General features: G+C 54.4%; 14 protein-coding genes. 8 read left to right on the top strand and 6 right to left on the bottom strand.

Annotated features, from left to right (window positions below; genetic code table 11):
• Nucleotides 1-7 precede the first annotated feature (7 nt).
• Complete coding sequence (locus ACI7RC_RS08920; RefSeq protein WP_408107894.1) at nucleotides 8-703, bottom strand: response regulator; 696 nt, start codon at nucleotides 701-703, stop codon at nucleotides 8-10.
• Nucleotides 704-2,296 (bottom strand): ATP-binding protein, encoded by a 1,593-nt coding sequence (locus tag ACI7RC_RS08915; protein WP_408107893.1) that lies wholly within the window; start codon nucleotides 2,294-2,296, stop codon nucleotides 704-706.
• Nucleotides 2,297-2,531: 235 nt separating this feature from the next.
• Here ACI7RC_RS08915 and ACI7RC_RS08910 point away from each other — a divergent pair, with 235 nt between their 5' ends.
• Genes ACI7RC_RS08910 through ACI7RC_RS08890 form a run of 5 tightly spaced genes read left to right on the top strand, consistent with a single transcriptional unit; the run spans nucleotide 2,532 to nucleotide 7,716 of the window.
• The gene (locus tag ACI7RC_RS08910; protein WP_408107892.1) at nucleotides 2,532-3,359 is read left to right on the top strand and encodes an ABC transporter ATP-binding protein; all 828 of its coding nucleotides are present in this window, start codon (nucleotides 2,532-2,534) and stop codon (nucleotides 3,357-3,359) included.
• Nucleotides 3,337-4,188: an ABC transporter permease gene (locus tag ACI7RC_RS08905; protein WP_408107891.1), complete on the top strand. Its 852-nt coding sequence runs from the start codon at nucleotides 3,337-3,339 to the stop codon at nucleotides 4,186-4,188. The genes ACI7RC_RS08910 and ACI7RC_RS08905 overlap by 23 nt, the downstream gene beginning before the upstream one ends.
• 40 nt (nucleotides 4,189-4,228) lie before the next feature.
• A complete protein-coding gene (locus tag ACI7RC_RS08900) occupies nucleotides 4,229-5,317 on the top strand; it encodes an ABC transporter substrate-binding protein (RefSeq protein WP_408107890.1) in 1,089 nt (362 codons plus the stop codon).
• A gap of 14 nt (nucleotides 5,318-5,331) precedes the next feature.
• Nucleotides 5,332-6,228, top strand: a complete 897-nt coding sequence (prpB, locus tag ACI7RC_RS08895) for a methylisocitrate lyase (protein WP_408107889.1) — start codon at nucleotides 5,332-5,334, stop codon at nucleotides 6,226-6,228.
• Between the two features lie 45 nt (nucleotides 6,229-6,273).
• Nucleotides 6,274-7,716 (top strand): bifunctional 2-methylcitrate dehydratase/aconitate hydratase, encoded by a 1,443-nt coding sequence (locus tag ACI7RC_RS08890; RefSeq protein WP_408107888.1) that lies wholly within the window; start codon nucleotides 6,274-6,276, stop codon nucleotides 7,714-7,716.
• A gap of 74 nt (nucleotides 7,717-7,790) precedes the next feature.
• On the opposite strand, the gene ACI7RC_RS08885 is transcribed toward ACI7RC_RS08890, so the two are convergent.
• A complete protein-coding gene (locus ACI7RC_RS08885) occupies nucleotides 7,791-9,392 on the bottom strand; it encodes a copper amine oxidase N-terminal domain-containing protein (protein WP_408107887.1) in 1,602 nt (533 codons plus the stop codon).
• 324 nt (nucleotides 9,393-9,716) lie between these two features.
• Here ACI7RC_RS08885 and ACI7RC_RS08880 point away from each other — a divergent pair, with 324 nt between their 5' ends.
• From ACI7RC_RS08880 to ACI7RC_RS08870, 3 genes are all read left to right on the top strand, one after another.
• Complete coding sequence (locus tag ACI7RC_RS08880) at nucleotides 9,717-12,323, top strand: DNA translocase FtsK (RefSeq protein WP_408107886.1); 2,607 nt, start codon at nucleotides 9,717-9,719, stop codon at nucleotides 12,321-12,323.
• Nucleotides 12,324-12,390: 67 nt separating this feature from the next.
• Nucleotides 12,391-12,777, top strand: coding sequence for a hypothetical protein (locus tag ACI7RC_RS08875; RefSeq protein WP_408107885.1), 387 nt, complete (start codon nucleotides 12,391-12,393; stop codon nucleotides 12,775-12,777).
• A 190-nt stretch (nucleotides 12,778-12,967) separates the two neighbouring features.
• Nucleotides 12,968-13,711: an IclR family transcriptional regulator gene (locus ACI7RC_RS08870; RefSeq protein ID WP_408107884.1), complete on the top strand. Its 744-nt coding sequence runs from the start codon at nucleotides 12,968-12,970 to the stop codon at nucleotides 13,709-13,711.
• 68 nt (nucleotides 13,712-13,779) lie between these two features.
• On the opposite strand, the gene ACI7RC_RS08865 is transcribed toward ACI7RC_RS08870, so the two are convergent.
• Genes ACI7RC_RS08865 through rarD form a run of 3 tightly spaced genes read right to left on the bottom strand, consistent with a single transcriptional unit; the run spans nucleotide 13,780 to nucleotide 16,001 of the window.
• Complete coding sequence (locus tag ACI7RC_RS08865; protein WP_408107883.1) at nucleotides 13,780-14,256, bottom strand: dihydrofolate reductase; 477 nt, start codon at nucleotides 14,254-14,256, stop codon at nucleotides 13,780-13,782.
• Nucleotides 14,253-15,047 carry a thymidylate synthase gene (locus ACI7RC_RS08860; protein ID WP_408107882.1) on the bottom strand — a complete coding sequence of 265 codons (795 nt, stop codon included), beginning with the start codon at nucleotides 15,045-15,047 and terminating at the stop codon, nucleotides 14,253-14,255. Before ACI7RC_RS08860 ends, ACI7RC_RS08865 begins: the two co-directional genes overlap by 4 nt.
• 21 nt (nucleotides 15,048-15,068) lie before the next feature.
• Nucleotides 15,069-16,001: an EamA family transporter RarD gene (gene rarD, locus ACI7RC_RS08855; protein ID WP_408107881.1), complete on the bottom strand. Its 933-nt coding sequence runs from the start codon at nucleotides 15,999-16,001 to the stop codon at nucleotides 15,069-15,071.
• Nucleotides 16,002-16,057: the final 56 nt, after the last annotated feature.

Below are 16,057 nucleotides of genomic sequence, written 5' to 3'. Positions count from 1 at the left end.
CCGGAGGTCAACTGTACACTTTCATCCGGAACAGCCTTTGCGGCCGCCCGACCGTTCCATACTGCAGGAACTCGTCGGCGATACCCTGTTCTGTCAGATATTCCAGATAAGCCCTCGCCGTCGAACGGCTGACACCGGCGAGACGGGCGATTTGTTCCGCGCTGTAAGCCTGCTCTCCTTGGAGCAGGCTTTGTTTAATCCTCTCCAGTGTGCGGCTGTCGATCCCTTTTTGCAATGGCTGCACCGGTTGGGACTTGGCCGCTCTGAACTTTTTTAGTCCCTCCACAAACTTCTGGTCCGGCTGAGCGGGCGAGCGCAAGTGGATCTTGAACTGCTTGTACTTTTCCAGGGTATCCTGCAGCAGGTCGAGGTCAAAAGGCTTGATCAGATAATCGAATATGCCAAGCCTGAAAGCTTCCTCGATGATATCGATCTCTTTGGCCGCGGTGATCAGAATGACGTCGCAGGGAATCTTCTCCGCCCGGATGCTGCGCAGGACTTCAATGCCCGATTTATCAGGCAGGTAAACATCGAGAATGAGCAGCTCGGGCTGAAACTCCCTGATGCGCGCCAACGTCTGTCTGTAATTGTGGGCGGATCCGACAAACGTATATCCTTCCTGCCCTTGGATGTATTTGCCATGGACGCGGGCAATCATGAAGTCATCATCCACGACCATCACCCGGTGATTGGAATGATTCATTTAGGCACTCCTCCTTATCGGCAGTGTAATCCGGAAGAAGGTTCCTTCCTCCGATGTATCGAACGTGATTTTCCCTCCGCTGTTGGAAATGAGCTTGGAGACAAAAGCAAGCCCGAAACCCCGGCCTTCTCCCTTCGTTGTCGAACCGTCCTCGAACAGGCGATCCCTTAGATGCTGATCGATGCCGGGTCCGTTATCCCGCACGTGCAGCACCAGCTGTCGGGCCTCTTCCTTGATAAGCACGCTTACCGTCGGGGGCGATTTTTTGTGTGCAGCGCCTTGAATCGCTTCGAAGGCATTTTCGATTGTGTTTCCCAAGACGGTCACCACTACCTCGCGCCAGGGGCATCGGTCGGAAATGTAAGAATCTGGATCGATGACAAGCTGGATGCCGAGTTCGCCGGCGCGGTGCGTCTTTCCGATCAAAATCCCGACGATAGCCGAATCGCGGATGCGGGCCAGATAAAATTGCAAGGCATCCTGCTGATCTTCGTTCACCCGCTCAATCACCGATTTCGCCATATCGTATTCGGATATTTTGATCAGGCCGGAAATCAGGTGCAGCTTATTCATGAACTCATGTCTTTGGCTTCGCAGCGTGTCCACGTACCGCCCGATGTCGGCCAGCCGCTGGTCGATCTGTTCCAACTGCATCTTGTCGCGGAATGTGGCGACGACTCCGATGACTTGCCCGGAGAGCGTAACCGGTACGCGGTTGGCAATCGCAAGCGTATTGCCGACCATGATCGGTTGGTCGCTTTGCGGGATGCCGCTTTCAATCACCTCTGACATGCGTGAGGCGGGCAAGACCTCCATCAGGTTCTTGCCGATCAGATCCGCATCTTCCATCTCCAGCATTTTTTTGGCTTCCCGGTTGCACGTGACGATTTTGCCCTCCCGGTTTACGGCAATGATGCCCTCGCGGATCGCGTCGAGAATGGCAGCTTGTTCCTGGGTGACGAAAGCGATTTCATAAGGCTCCATATTAAAAATCTGCTTTTTGATATGTCCGGATAACAGGTAAGCTCCCAGCAAACCGACAAGCAGCGCACAAGCTCCGATCGCCCCGATTTTTGCCAGTGAAATGTACAGCTGTTCCCACACGTCTTCCACCATAAAACCGACGGAAACCACCCCGATTTGCTGCCCTTCCCGATTAAACACGGGAGCTTTTCCCCTGACGGAAAAACCAAGCGTACCTCTGGCTTCGGTTATGCTCTCTTGCTTGTTCAAAACAGCTCCGTTATCGCCCCCTACCATGCGCTTTCCGATTTCCTCCGGATTTGGATGGCTGTACCTGATGGTGTCCATGTTGGCGACAACGACAAATTCCGCGCCGGTTTTTTTGCGCAATTCCTCCGCAATCGGCTGAATGAGTTGGGCGGGGTTCGGCGATTGAAACGCTTCGACGATTTCCTGCATGCCGGCGATGGTTTTGGCTTCCGCCAGCGCAAGCTCGCCCTTGGCCGCAAATGTGTTTTGGACCATCATGTAGAACAGCGCTGATATCGTCAATATGAGCACGAACAGAATATTGAGCGCAACCAACCAATTGATTTTGCTACGCAGCGTCATTTTGCTAACCCATCCCATTGATAAGGCTCCTCGTGCTGAAATGTGTATCCGACAAATGATTGTACAACCAGTTTACTGTCGGTACCCACAGGAAGCAAAGCAAAATTTCAAAAATTGCCGTTAACAATATCGCCAAAACAAAACATTATCGTCAATATTCTTTATATTGCGTAAATATTTTAAGCCCGGCAAAGCACAGATATAATCGGATTCATGTAAGCGCTGACAAATTGAGGGTAAAGGGGAGTACAGCATGTCTTTGCAAAATGCAGGTAAGTCAGATCCGCCCATGATTGAGCTGCAAAACGTAACGAAAGAATTTTTGAAGCCCTCTGGCGAAATCCATACGGTGCTGCAAAATATTCATCTCAGTGTAGCCAAGGGGGAGTTTTGCTCGATCGTCGGGCCTACGGGGTGCGGCAAATCGACGACACTTGGGCTGATCGCCGGATTTGAACCCCCATCGGCAGGCAAGGTTCGCATTAACGGAGAGGAACTTAAAGGGATCAATCAACGCGCAGCCTGCGTGTTTCAAACGGAGAACGCCTTTCCCTGGAAAACCGTGATCGATAACGTCTCGCTGGGTCTGCGTTTGCACGGCATGAAGAAAAGCGAGGCGTACAGCGAGGCCCGGGGGTGGATTGAAAAAGTGGGGCTGAAGGGCTTTGAAGGGCATTACCCGCATCAGTTGTCAGGCGGCATGAGAAAACGGGTTGCACTGGCCCAGTGCCTGATTACCCAGCCGGAGATCCTGTTGATGGACGAGTCGTTCTCTGCGCTGGATGTGCATACCCGGCACTTGATGGAGAATGAGCTGTTGAAAATTTGGGAGGAAACATCCGCTTCGGTCTTTTTCATCACGCACGACCTGGAAGAGGCCATCGCTCTGAGCGATCGTGTGGTTGTATTGACCGCAGGGCCGGCGGCGTCAGTGAAAGGGAACTATGCCATCAACCTGGACAGGCCGCGGAATGTAGCGGAAATTCGCTTCGACCGCCAGTTTTTGGAGCTGCACGAGCAGATTTGGAACGACTTGAGAGATGAGGTGATGGCGAGCTATGCAAATACAAACAGCGCTTAACAATTCACATGAAGAAATCGCCATGCGCAAAAAAGAGATACGGGCCAGGGCTGCCAAGATCAAAATACGCAATCTGTCGCTGCAAATTGCCGTGTTTATCATCATCTTTGGCTCTTGGGAATTCCTGTCCGATCAAAACATCATTGACCCGTTCTTTTTCTCCAGTCCGTCCGCCATCTTCATGCATATTGTCGATTGGGTGGCCAACGGTACCAGCCAGGGACCGCTGTATATCCACTTTGTCGTATCGTTTGAGGAGACGATTATCTCCTTCATCCTGGGCGTTCTCCTCGGCGTCATTGCCGGGTATGCGCTGGGCCGCAACGAAGTGCTGGCCGTGATCTTCGGTCCTTACATCCAGATGTTGAATGCGCTTCCGCGGGTGGTGCTGGCGCCAATTTTTATCATCTGGTTTGGCCTTGGCATGCCTTCCAAGATCGCTTTAGGTGTGACGCTTGCCTTCTTTATCGTCTTTTTCAACGCGTTTCAAGGTGTACGCGAGGTGGATCGCAATCTGGTTAACAACGCCCGGCTGCTCGGTGCCAGCAAAAGGCAACTGGCCCAGCATGTGATCATTCCGTCAGCGCTGACCTGGATTTTATCCAGCCTGCATTCCAGCTTCGGCTTCGCCCTGGTGGGTGCAGTCGTAGGGGAATTCATCGGATCGACGAAAGGTCTTGGCTTTCTCATTGCGCAAGCGCAGGGGACCTTTGATACAACCGGTGTCTTCGCCGGGATGGTGCTGCTTTCCGTGACGGCTCTGGCAGCCAACTGGGTGGTCGGCAAGCTGGAGAAACGCTTCATCGCCTGGAGAAGCGTTCGCCAATAGGTCAGGTATTCCAAATCCAACACATAAAGGGGTTTTAACGATGAAAGTTGCAAAAAGAACGAAGTTTGGCGCTGCCGTGATCTTATCTCTCGGCCTGATCCTGGCCGGCTGCGGGGGGACGGAGAAGCCGGCCGCTTCCTCACAGACTCCGCAGCCTGGCGGGGGGGATTCCACCGCAACCGCTCCGGCACCGGAAAAGCTGCCCAAGGTGAATATCATGGTGGGCGGCCTGGAAAAAATCATTTATCTTCCGGCAAAATTAACGGAGAACCTGGGCTACTTCAAGGAGGAAGGCTTGGAGGTGGAGCTGACGAGCCAGGCTTCCGGGGTCAATGCGGAGCAAGCTTTGATCGCCGGAGAGGTTCAGGGGGTCGTCGGCTTCTACGATCATACGATCGACATGCAGGCAAAGGGCAAGAATTTGCAAGAGGTGGTCCAGCTGGCGAGAAACCCTGGCGCCCGTTTGATGGTGTCAAACAAAAAGAAGGATGAAATCAAAACGCTGGCCGATTTGAAGGGGCGAAACATCGGCATCACCAGTCCCGGGGCTTCCTCCCACTTCCTGGTCAACTATTTTGTCACCAAAGGAGGCAACTCGACGCAGGATTACGTTCCGCTCGCTGTCGGCGGCGGGGGGACCGTGATCGCGGCGATGGAACAAGGCCAGGTCGACGTGGTCTGGGCAACCCAGCCGACGACCAATTTGTTGGAGGCAAAAGGCTTGGCCAGCACATTCGTCGATCTGGAAAGCAAGGAAGGGACCGAGCAAGCTCTCGGCGGCTTGTACCCGGCATCCAGTTTGTACATGAGCGCCGACTACGTCGAAAAGAATCCGGAAGTGGTGCAGCGCTTGGCCAACGCCTTTGTCAAAACACTCAAGTACATCAATACCCATAGTGCAGAAGAAATCGCCGAGCAATTGCCAAAAGAATACTACGCCGGCGATAAGGACAACTATGTAAAGGCGCTCAAATCCAGCCTCCCGATGTTTACGGAAGACGGGAAAATGCCGGAAGGCGCTCCCGAGAAAGCATTGGAGATCCTGACCGGGTTTAATCCGAAATTGAAAGAGGCCAACATTGATCTGAGCAAGACGTTTACCAACGAGTTCGTCGACAAAGCGAACTAAAGGATGTGCAGAAGATGAACGAGACTTATTCCCATTCGCCCGGAAGCCGGCTCCGTCAAGCACTGAAGGCGGAGAAGCCGCTGCAGGTGGTCGGAACGATCAACGCTTATGCCGCCATGCTGGCGGAGCGGTGCGGATACAGAGCGATTTACTTGTCCGGAGGAGGAGTGGCCAACGCCTCCTTCGGGCTGCCGGACCTCGGCATTACCAACGTTAACGACGTGTTGGAAGACGTCCGCCGCATCATCAATGCCGTCGGGTTGCCGCTTTTGGTCGACGCCGACACCGGCTTCGGCAGCGCCTTCCATATCGGGCGCACCGTACGGTTGATGATCCAGGCGGGGGCGGCCGGCATTCATATCGAGGATCAAGTGTCGGCCAAAAGATGCGGACATCGGCCGAACAAAGCGATCGTGAGCCAAGCGGAAATGGTGGACCGCATCAAAGCGGCGGTCGACGCCAAGACAGACCCGGATTTCGTCGTGATGGCCCGGACAGATGCGCTGGCAGTCGATGGGCTGGACGCCGCCATCGAGAGGGCGTGCGCTTGCGTCGAAGCGGGGGCAGATATGATTTTTCCGGAAGCCGTCCACACCCTCGAGCAGTACGAAGCGTTTGTAAAAGCGGTCAGGGTGCCGGTCTTGGCCAACATCACGGAATTCGGGCAAACGCCGCTGTTTTCCGTGGATGAGCTGGAGCGGGCAGGCGTCAGCCTGGTTTTGTATCCGCTGTCCGCTTTTCGTGCGATGAATGCCGCTGCCTTGAAGGTTTTTCAGACGATCAGGCAGGAAGGTACGCAAAAAAACGTCGTCGAGCTGATGCAGACCCGTGCGGAGCTGTACGATTTTCTGGATTACCACGCCTACGAACAAAAATTGGATCGGTTGTTTTCGCGGGAAACGGAGGAGTAACCAACGCATTTTTCAACGTGAATACGGTTATGGAGGAAGAAGCATATGTCGTCTTTCATCAGCAATGTCAGGCCGGATCCGGATCAAGTGCTGCTGGATATGGCTGAATACGTGTACGAATACGAGATAGACAGTGCGGAGGCGTTCAAAACAGCACGTCTCTGCCTGATGGACACGCTCGGCTGCGGCATGCTGGCCTTGCGCTATCCGGAGTGCGCCAAGCATTTGGGACCTGTGGTTCCAGGCACCATCGTACCGGGCGGGGTCAGGGTTCCAGGCACTTCGTTTCAATTGGATCCCGTCACAGCGGCCTTCAATATCGGCTGCATGATCCGTTGGCTCGACTACAACGACACGTGGCTGGCTGCCGAGTGGGGACATCCGTCCGACAATCTCGGCGGCATCCTGGCCGCGGCCGATTACCAGAGCAGAAAAAACGTCTCCGCCGGCAAAGCGCCGTTGAAGATGCGGGATGTGCTGAATGCGATGATCAAGGCCCACGAAATTCAAGGCGTGATCGCTTTGGAGAACAGCTTTAACCGGGTGGGACTGGATCACGTCGTACTGGTGAAGGTAGCGTCGACAGCGGTTGTCACTCGATTATTGGGCGGAACCAAGCAGGAGATGATCAATGCCGTCTCCAACGCATGGGTGGACGGGCAGGCACTGCGGACATACCGGCATGCTCCCAATACGGGATCCCGCAAATCCTGGGCGGCCGGTGACGCTACCAGCAGGGCCGTCAGACTTGCGCTGATGGCGCTAAAAGGGGAGATGGGCTATCCCTCTGCGTTAACGGCTCCAGGGTGGGGTTTTTACGATGTGCTGTTTAAAGGCAAGGAATTCAAATTCCAGCGGCCGTACGGTTCGTACGTGATGGAAAACGTACTGTTCAAAATCTCGTACCCGGCGGAATTTCACGCCCAGACCGCTGTCGAGTGCGCATTGCAATTGCACCCGCAAGTCAGGGACCGCTTACCGGACATCGATCGTATCGTGCTTTCGACACATGAATCGGCGATTCGCATCATCGACAAATCCGGACCGCTGCACAATCCGGCTGATCGGGATCACTGCTTGCAGTACATGGTCGCCATCGGTTTGATATACGGCGAACTGACTGCCGATCATTACGAGGATGGGACAGCTTCCGACCCCCGCATCGATGAGCTGCGCGAAAAGATGGTGACAGCGGAAGACCCGCGCTATTCCGCCGATTATCTCGATCCGGACAAACGCTCTATCGCTAATGCCATTCAAATCTTCTTCAAAGATGGGAGTCAAACGGAAAAGACAGAGGTGGAGTACCCGGTCGGCCACCGCAGCAGACGCGAAGAAGGAATCCCGCTGCTCGAACAGAAATTCACAGCCAATCTGGCCACTCGTCTGCCGGCCAAGCAGGTGGCGGAGATCATGGAACTGTGCATGGACCAACAGGCGTTGGAGGAGACCCCGGTTCATGAGTTTGTAGACAAATTTGGCATATAGCAAAAAAAGGATCGAGTCGTCAGATGCATTCCGACGACTCGATCCTTTCTTATTTTCCTGTCGATATTTCCGGTTTAGCTGGCTTTTTCAAATTCGATAATCGCCTGCTGAACTTCTTCGATCCAGGTTACGTCTGCACCAAACGCTTCGCTGACGAATTTGAGCGGAACGTAAAGGCTGCCGTCTTTTTCAAGCGGGGCAACCGGCAAGGTCTTGGCTTGGCCGTCGACCGTAGCCGTTTTGCTGCCTTCCGTTACTTTGATTGTTTTGCCGTCTTTGGAGAAGGTAGCAGTCTTGGTGGCAGGATCGTAGCTGATCTGCGCGCCCATCTCTTCGCCGATGAAGCGGAACGGCACCATCGTCGAGCCGTCTTTGAGGAACGGGCGGACGCCTGCTACCGGTTCTCCGTTCAGCGTGGTCGAGTTGTCCTTCAGATCGAAGACGATAAATTCGGATTCGCCCGGGACGCTGGAGATCTCTTGGGCAAAGCGATACAGGAAGCCTTTGTCGTTAAAGGCTTTAATCGCATTCTCATCTTCCTGCAGCTGCTCTACCGTAACGGTATCGCTGGCAGCAGGGAAGGAGATGGCCGTTCCCTTGCCGTGATTCCAGGAGTAGTAATCCGCTTCCCAACCTATCGTAACCGGTTTTGGCAGCTTGCCGTCAGGGTCTTTTACTGCAGCAGACAGAGCGGAGATGCTGCGAACTTGATTCTTGTCGGAGTCGATGTAATAGTCGAGCTTCAGTTCAAGCGATTGCACGCCCGCTTCTTTTACCTGCTCTACCATTTGATCAATCGTGTACTGTTTTTCCAGCTGTTCTACTTGCATCTTCAGGAACGCCAGGCCTTGGTCCACCATTTTTTCGATTTCGGCGCGTTGTTCCTGGGCGGAAGGCTTCTTCATGTCAGCCGCCACTTCAGCCGGGATGTTATCCGTAGCAAACTGGCTGGTCAACGTCATGAATTCGATCGCAAAGTCGCGAACATCTTTATTGGCAGTCGCGTCTTTTGCCGTGTACAAGAGCATTTTCAGCAATTCCGGAGTGTCGAGAGTGACACTGATATGGGTAGCATCCACTTTTTTGCCGTCCGGCAATTCTACGGATTCCTTGCCGAGATTTTTCACTTGGGAGAAGTCAAATCCGTATTTGTCGATGTACTTTTTCATGAAGTCCAGCGTCAACTTTTCAATTTTATCCTGGAACGCACGAAGCTTTTCTGCATCCACTTCCATTTCCTGGGGGTTTGCAGAGTTGATTGCCAGGTACTTTTGGTCGATCGGAGTTTTTACATAGACATCATTGCTATTTACAAGCATTTCCAGCGCTGCTTTTTGGTCCCCTGTCCAAAGCTGGTTGTCACGTAAAATCTTGTCGTCGTTTAACGTGAAAACGATTTTTGCCTCATTGGTTGATACGGTTGAGCCTTCCATTTTCAGTCCGGCTTTCAGAGCATTGACAAACGCCAGAGCTTCTTTCTTCTCTTCTGCGTTGTCGATCACAGCGTCTAAAAGTTTGTCCAGGTCACCTGTCATTTTGAAGGTCCCTTGGAAATCAGCACTTGGCTGATCAGCCGACTTGATCATCGACTGTCCAATCAGTGCGGTTTCTCCTGAGCAGCCCGTCAGTAACAGCAGCGCGGAGAAAACCAGGAGATACGCCTTTTTCCACATCATCTTTCACCTTCTTTTTCTCGCCCTGCATTCTTATACCTATTCAGGGGAATATGTAAGTGAGGGACGAGAGTATTTGTTTACAATGGTTAATACGTTTTAAATAGGTGGAAAGTTTCGCGGAATTACCAATAAAGTGTGAACACTTCTTTTTTCTGGATTGGAAACCGGCCTGAAATCAATCAATTCAACGCCCCGCATCATGGTTCCGTGAAGAAAAAAGATGGAAATCGTGGTAAAATGGTAACAGTCGCAAAAAGACCGGCCGATTGGCTTCCATCTGTTTGACCGTTCGGCCATGAGTTTGAAAAGAGAGGACGAAGCAGCATGTGGACTTGGCTTCAAAAGATCGTTGAAGGCTTGGCGGGTGAAAAAAGGGAGGAACCCACGAGTTCCCCGGTTTCATATCCTTCAGGCAAACCGTTGGAAGCCAGAACGACCAATATCTACCCCAAGCAACGGAATCTTTCGAAGGAGCAGAATGTTCCCAAGGGGCCGGGGCGCGTGCAGCCAGAGGAACAAAACAAGCCCCGCGGCAAAGGCGAGTTCCGTTTTCCGGTGATTCCCGATCCGCCAAAAAACAAGATTGAACGCCCTGAACATACAACGCCAGCCAAATCATCTGCCCCAAAGCAGCAGAAACCCGTGAAGCGGGAGCCTACCTTCATTGTGAACCGCTCTGCTTCGGAGCCAAGACGGACGTTTACCCCTACAGAAGTTTTTTCGCCTGTCTACGGGCGGATGAACCCTAAGGAGGGCGACGAGAGGCTGTGGCCGCGGACGACTCCAAAGTCTCCCGAACCCGTTCCACAAACAGAGGAGGCTCTTCCGAGCGATTTTTACAAGCGTCTAAGTGCCAGCCGGGAGGAAGAAGCGGCAGTCCAGGCAGCGCTCGGCCGCAGTCAGGCGGCGGCAGCGGCAGAAAAAAGTGCCGCGGTAGAAGAGCCGGCGGGCTTCCCGGCGGCGGGGACGGAATTGGAGCAAGTCAGCCGGGACGAGCATAAGCTGGAACCGGAGCGAGCAGACTGGGCCGGTCATGAGTTGGAGCCGCAGCCAGAACCGGAGCGGGTTGGCTGGAACGAGTATGCGCCGGAGCCGGAGCGGATCGGCTGGGCCGGTCTTGAGTTAGAGCCACAGTCAGAACCGGAGCGAGCAGACTGGACCGGGCATAAGCTGGAGCCGGAGTACGAACCAGAGGAAGCGGACTGGGACGAGCATGAGCTGGAGCCGCAACTAGAGGCGGAGCGAGCAGACTGGGCCGGTCATGAGTTGGAGCCGGAGTACGAACCAGAGGAAGCGGACTGGGAAGAGCAAGCACCGGAACCGCAGCTAGAGCACGCGGACTGGGCTGACCACGCTCCGCAGCCGGAACCAGTACAGGATAGGCCTGCCGCCGCCGGACAGCAGGAAAAATGGAACCTGCAGCCGGTTCCGGAGCGTCCACAGGCGTCCGAACCGCTTATCGCACGCATACAGCCACAGCCGCCCCAACCGGCGGTTCAAGCGGCAGCGCCAATCCCTCCGGGGTATACATATCCGCCGCTTCATCTGCTGAATCCCTCGCCAGAGCTGACTCAGGAAGGGGAGGAGCACACGCTGGAACAGAAGCGCTTGCTGGAGGAAACGCTTAGCAATTTCAACGTCAGCGCACAGGTCGTAGGCATCGTCAAAGGTCCGACGGTGACCCGATTCGAACTGCAGCCGGCGCCAGGCGTAAAAGTAAACAAGATCACCAGCTTGTCCGATGACATCAAATTGAGTTTGGCGGCGAAGGATATCCGGATCGAAGCCCCGATTCCCGGCCGCAATGCCGTAGGCATCGAAGTGCCAAACCTGAAGGCGGAGCCTGTGTTTATCAGCCGGATTATCGGATCGGAGGAGTTTCAGACCCACCCGTCCCCGCTCGCCGTCGCCTTGGGCATGGACATCGGGGGAATGCCGATCGTCGCCGACATCAAAAAAATGCCGCATGGCCTGATCGCCGGTTCGACCGGTTCGGGCAAGAGCGTCTGCATCAACTCGATCATCATCAGCCTGCTGTACAAAGCCAGCCCGGAGCAGGTGCGGCTGCTTTTGATCGACCCCAAAATGGTAGAGTTGGCGCCGTACAATCACCTGCCCCATCTGGTCACACCGGTGGTGACGGACGCAAAACAGGCGACGGCTGCCCTGAAGTGGGCGGTGGAAGAGATGGAGCGGCGCTACACGATGTTTGCCGAGGCCGGAGCCCGAGATATTGAGCGGTACAATCAGATCAGCGGCGAACAACTGCCTTATATCGTGATCATCATTGACGAGCTGGCCGACTTGATGATGGTCTCCCCGCAAGATGTGGAGGATTGCATCATCCGGATCGCCCAGAAGGCGAGAGCCTGCGGCATCCACCTCCTGCTTGCCACCCAGCGCCCGTCCGTCGATGTCATTACCGGAAACATCAAGGCCAACGTGCCAACGCGGCTAGCTTTTGCCGTCTTCTCGCAGGTAGACTCGCGGACGATCCTGGACCAGACCGGTGCCGAACGCCTGCTGGGGCGCGGAGACATGCTGTTCTTGGAGAGCGGGACCAATACGCTTCGGCTGCAAGGAAATTTCGTCTCCGATGACGAAATAGAGCGGATCACGCATTTGATCAAACGGCAGCGCCAGCCGGAGTACCTGTTTACCAAGGAGGAGCTGGAACAATCTGTCCAGACGTACGATGCCGGAGAAGATGAACTCTATTTTGAAGCCTTGGTTCACGTGGCGGAGCAAGGCCAGGCATCTGCGTCCGCCCTGCAGCGCAGGTTCCGGATCGGCTACAACCGCGCTGCCCGTCTCATCGAGATGATGGAGGGGGACGGATACGTGGCCGGCCAAAGCGGAGGAAAGCCGCGTGCGGTCTTGATCACGGCGGAGGATGCCAAGGCGCTGTCAGAAGGCACCAGCTTGTTTTGAGGAAAACTGTTCTCAGGCTGGCGGCGGGGCTGTATCACTCGTGAAGCAGAGAGGGGAGGAAACAGCAATGGAACTGCAAAAGAAGTTTATACCGATAAACGATCAGTTGGCATTGTTTAACGAAGAGTACTACATGACGATTTTGTCCGTTTCTCTGGAGGGCTATGGCCCAGACGAACGGACCCGCCTCTTCGACACCCTGTACGCCTTTCAAAGCGACGACATCGAACTGGAGATAGACGTCAGCGAGGAAAGCAAGCAGCTTTGGCATCTGCAGCTGCTGGTTCCCTATATGCTTACACTGGCCGATGCAGCCCGGAAGCGGATTGAACGGGGCCGGCAAGCGCTGGAGGCGTATTTGGAACAGCATCAGATCCGCGGCGCAATGGAACCGCTGAGAGGCGATGAGATATTTGCCTACGTAAAACGCTACAATCCGGAAGCAACGCTGTAACAAGGCCTGGTTTACCCATCTTCTTGGTCGATAGGAATTTATTAATTGTGCCCTATCGACATAAGTGCAACTAAGGCTCCGCCCAAAAACTTGGCGGAGCCAAGTTTTCTAAAATCGGTTATACTTAAAAGTAGAACATCATTTCACCTGATGAAACATTATCCTAAACGGAAAGAAGTGGGTGTGGGACGTGGAAGAGCACAAGTCGACGGTTCGTTCGGTCGAACGCGCGTTGGATATCCTGCTTTGTTTTACGAATGCTACAGAGCTTGGGTTAAGCGAGATCGCCAGCCGGATTTCCCTGCATAAAAGCACGGTGTATCGACTGCTCGCTGCATTGGAAGCAAAGGGATTCGTCATTCGCGATCCCCATACGGAAAAGTACCGGTTGGGATTCAGCGTCTGGGAGCTGTCGGCCAACCTGGCTCAATCTGATGATCCCGCAGCCATCGTGCTGACTGAGATGGAACGGCTGCGGGACATCGTCGGGGAAACGATCAGCCTGTACGTAAGGGATGGCAATGAGCGGATTCGCATCCAGGCGGTAGAGAGCAAGCAAGCGATTCGCCGCGTGGCCCCGATCGGTGCGAGGATGCCGCTGGCTGTCGGAGCCTCCAGTAAAGTTCTCGTCGCCTATTCCGATCCGGCCACACAGGAACAAATCTTGAGCGACCTTGCTTGGCCGGAGTACGTCGATCGCGACGGCTTTCGCCAGCAACTGGCGCAAATTCGCCAGATGGGCTACGCCACCAGTGTGGAGGAGCGGGAGATAGGGGCTGCCGCGGTGGCTGCTCCGATTTTTGACCGGACGGGCAGGATCACGGCTTCGCTGGCCATTTCTGGTCCTTCCAACCGACTTACTTTGGAAAAAATGACGGAATTTTCCACGCCGCTCCTCGAAGTGGCGAGACGCATGGGAAAAATGGTGAAATAACGGGGAGAGAAAACGCCCTGCCGGATCAGTTTTGATCCGGCAGGGCGTTTTCCTTTCTGACTGGCGAGCTAGCGCTCTTTTCGCTCATACACGCAAAAGGTATGGGTCAGGGGATTTTTTTCGTCTACTTTTCCCGGAGTAGCGGAGACCAGGGCGAACTGATCGCGGTCCCAATCCGGAAAAAAGGCGTCGCCGTCTGTATCCAGTTCGATTTCCGTGAGGTAGAGCCGGTCAGCCACGTCGATAAACTGGGCGTAGATCTCTGCCCCGCCGATGATCATCACGTCGCCAAGCTCGAGAACCTCGCTCTTGCTGTGAACCACTTCCACCCCCGGTGGGGCAAAGTCATGACGCCGGGTCAGTACGACGTTGCGCCGGTTGGGCAGGGGACGTCCGATCGACTCAAATGTCTTGCGCCCCATCACGACGGTATGGCCGCTGGTCACCTGTTTGAAGTACTGCAGCTCACCGGGCAGGTGCCAGGGCATCTTGCCGTCTTTGCCGAGCACCCGGCCGTTTGCATAGGCGGCAATCATGCTGATCATACGGATACGCTCCCCTTTATGTGCGGATGTGCCTCGTAGCCTACAATTTCTATGTCCTCAAACGTAAAGTCGAAAATGGACTTCACTCGGGGATTCAGCTTCAACGTCGGCAGCGGAAACGGCGTGCGGGTCAACTGCTCCCTTACCTGTTCCAGGTGATTGAGGTACAGGTGGGCATCGCCGATCGTATGGACGAATTCCCCCGGACGAAGGCCGGTCACATGTGCGACCATATGCGTCAAAAGCGCGTAGCTGGCGATGTTGAAGGGAATGCCGAGGAAAGTATCGCCGCTGCGCTGGTAAAGCTGGCAGGAGAGCTTTCCTTCCGAGACGTAAAATTGGAACAGGCAGTGACAGGGAGGCAGGGCCATCTGGTCAATCTCCGTCGGGTTCCAGGCGCTTACGATAAGGCGGCGCGAATCGGGATTCCGTTTGATCTCGTCTACCACCCACCCGATCTGGTCGACCGTCTTGCCGTCCGCCCCGCTGAAGGAACGCCATTGTTTGCCGTAGACCGGTCCCAGTTCGCCGTTTTCATCGGCCCATTCATTCCAGATGCGAACGCCATTTTCCTGCAGATAGCGGACGTTTGTGCTTCCCTGCAAAAACCATAGCAGCTCGTAAATAATCGATCGGGTATGCAGTTTTTTAGTGGTCATGAGGGGAAAGCCCTCGCCGAGGTCAAATCGCATTTGATGGCCAAAAACGCTGAGCGTGCCCGTTCCCGTCCGGTCTTCCTTTTTTACTCCCTCAGTCAATATTCTGTTGCAGAGATCCAGGTATGCTTTCATATGTAGGCAAGCTCCTTCCTATTAAATGTGCCCGGTCCGATTGATTCGCGGTTTCTGGCGGAATAAGCCGGTATACGAAAACGAGTACAGCAAGAGAGAACTCCAAAGAAATGTAAAGGTGAGCCCATGCACGAGGGTAAAAGGCTCTTGAAAGAAAAATACGCCCAACAGCAAGCTGATCGTCGGTGAAAGGTACTGGATAAAGCCAAGCGTGCTGAGCGGAACCGACTGGGCGCTCCGGGCAAACCAGAGCAGCGGCATCGCCGTGGCAACTCCGGAACAGATCAGGAGGAGCAGGACTTCAGCGGGGAGCTTAAATAAAGTTCCGCTGCCGCTTCCTTCCAGAAAGATCAGGTATCCAAGCGCAAACGGCGTGATCGTAAAGGTCTCCAGGGCGAGTCCGGTCAGAGCGTCGACACGCAGCAGTTTTTTCGTCAGACCGTACAGGGCAAAAGTAAGCGCCAGCGAAATGGCAATCCAGGGGATCCGCCCGTGTTCAATCGTCATGATCGCCACACCGATCGCAGCCAGTCCCAAGGAGATGAGCTGCAAAAAATGCAATCGCTCCCGCAGTACGATCATTCCCAAAGCGATGCTGAGCAGAGGATTAATATAATAGCCAAGGGCTGCTTCAATCACTTGACCGTGATTGACGGCCCAGATGTAAATATACCAGTTTCCGGTGACCAAAATCGAGCAGAGGATGACCGCCAGCAGCTGTTTTTTATTGGCTAGGACGGGTTTGATATTTTTCCATCTTCCGCGAATGGTCAAGACAGCCGCGACGAAGAGAAATGACCAAAATATGCGATGAGCAATAATTTCGTCCGATGGGATGAGGTCGAGCGACTTCCAGTACAAGGGGAGCAATCCCCATGTAGCGTAGGCCAGAATGGCGAAGCCGACACCCGCCCTGATCCCTTGTCGTTTTGCTGCTTCCGGATCCGTATGCATTTTTACACCTCATTTAATTTTTCGAGCGATTGCTGCCTTTTTTCCAATCGACTGTA

Origin of the sequence: Brevibacillus sp. B_LB10_24 (assembly GCF_046036945.1) — a bacterium.
Lineage (GTDB): Bacteria > Bacillota > Bacilli > Brevibacillales > Brevibacillaceae > Brevibacillus_C.
This window is presented reverse-complemented; position numbering and strand designations above follow the sequence as displayed.

Bases quoted from the DNA above. Each gene is read 5' to 3' on its own strand.
- ACI7RC_RS08900 (WP_408107890.1), top strand. From the start codon at position 4,229: ATGAAAGTTGCAAAAAGAACGAAGTTTGGCGCTGCCGTGATCTTATCT.
- rarD (WP_408107881.1), bottom strand. From the start codon at position 16,001: ATGCATACGGATCCGGAAGCAGCAAAACGACAAGGGATCAGGGCGGGT.
- ACI7RC_RS08915 (WP_408107893.1), bottom strand. From the start codon at position 2,296: ATGGGATGGGTTAGCAAAATGACGCTGCGTAGCAAAATCAATTGGTTG.
- ACI7RC_RS08910 (WP_408107892.1), top strand. From the start codon at position 2,532: ATGTCTTTGCAAAATGCAGGTAAGTCAGATCCGCCCATGATTGAGCTG.
- ACI7RC_RS08875 (WP_408107885.1), top strand. From the start codon at position 12,391: ATGGAACTGCAAAAGAAGTTTATACCGATAAACGATCAGTTGGCATTG.
- ACI7RC_RS08865 (WP_408107883.1), bottom strand. From the start codon at position 14,256: ATGATCAGCATGATTGCCGCCTATGCAAACGGCCGGGTGCTCGGCAAA.
- ACI7RC_RS08890 (WP_408107888.1), top strand. From the start codon at position 6,274: ATGTCGTCTTTCATCAGCAATGTCAGGCCGGATCCGGATCAAGTGCTG.
- ACI7RC_RS08860 (WP_408107882.1), bottom strand. From the start codon at position 15,047: ATGAAAGCATACCTGGATCTCTGCAACAGAATATTGACTGAGGGAGTA.
- ACI7RC_RS08885 (WP_408107887.1), bottom strand. From the start codon at position 9,392: ATGATGTGGAAAAAGGCGTATCTCCTGGTTTTCTCCGCGCTGCTGTTA.
- ACI7RC_RS08905 (WP_408107891.1), top strand. From the start codon at position 3,337: ATGCAAATACAAACAGCGCTTAACAATTCACATGAAGAAATCGCCATG.
- ACI7RC_RS08920 (WP_408107894.1), bottom strand. From the start codon at position 703: ATGAATCATTCCAATCACCGGGTGATGGTCGTGGATGATGACTTCATG.
- prpB (WP_408107889.1), top strand. From the start codon at position 5,332: ATGAACGAGACTTATTCCCATTCGCCCGGAAGCCGGCTCCGTCAAGCA.
- ACI7RC_RS08880 (WP_408107886.1), top strand. From the start codon at position 9,717: ATGTGGACTTGGCTTCAAAAGATCGTTGAAGGCTTGGCGGGTGAAAAA.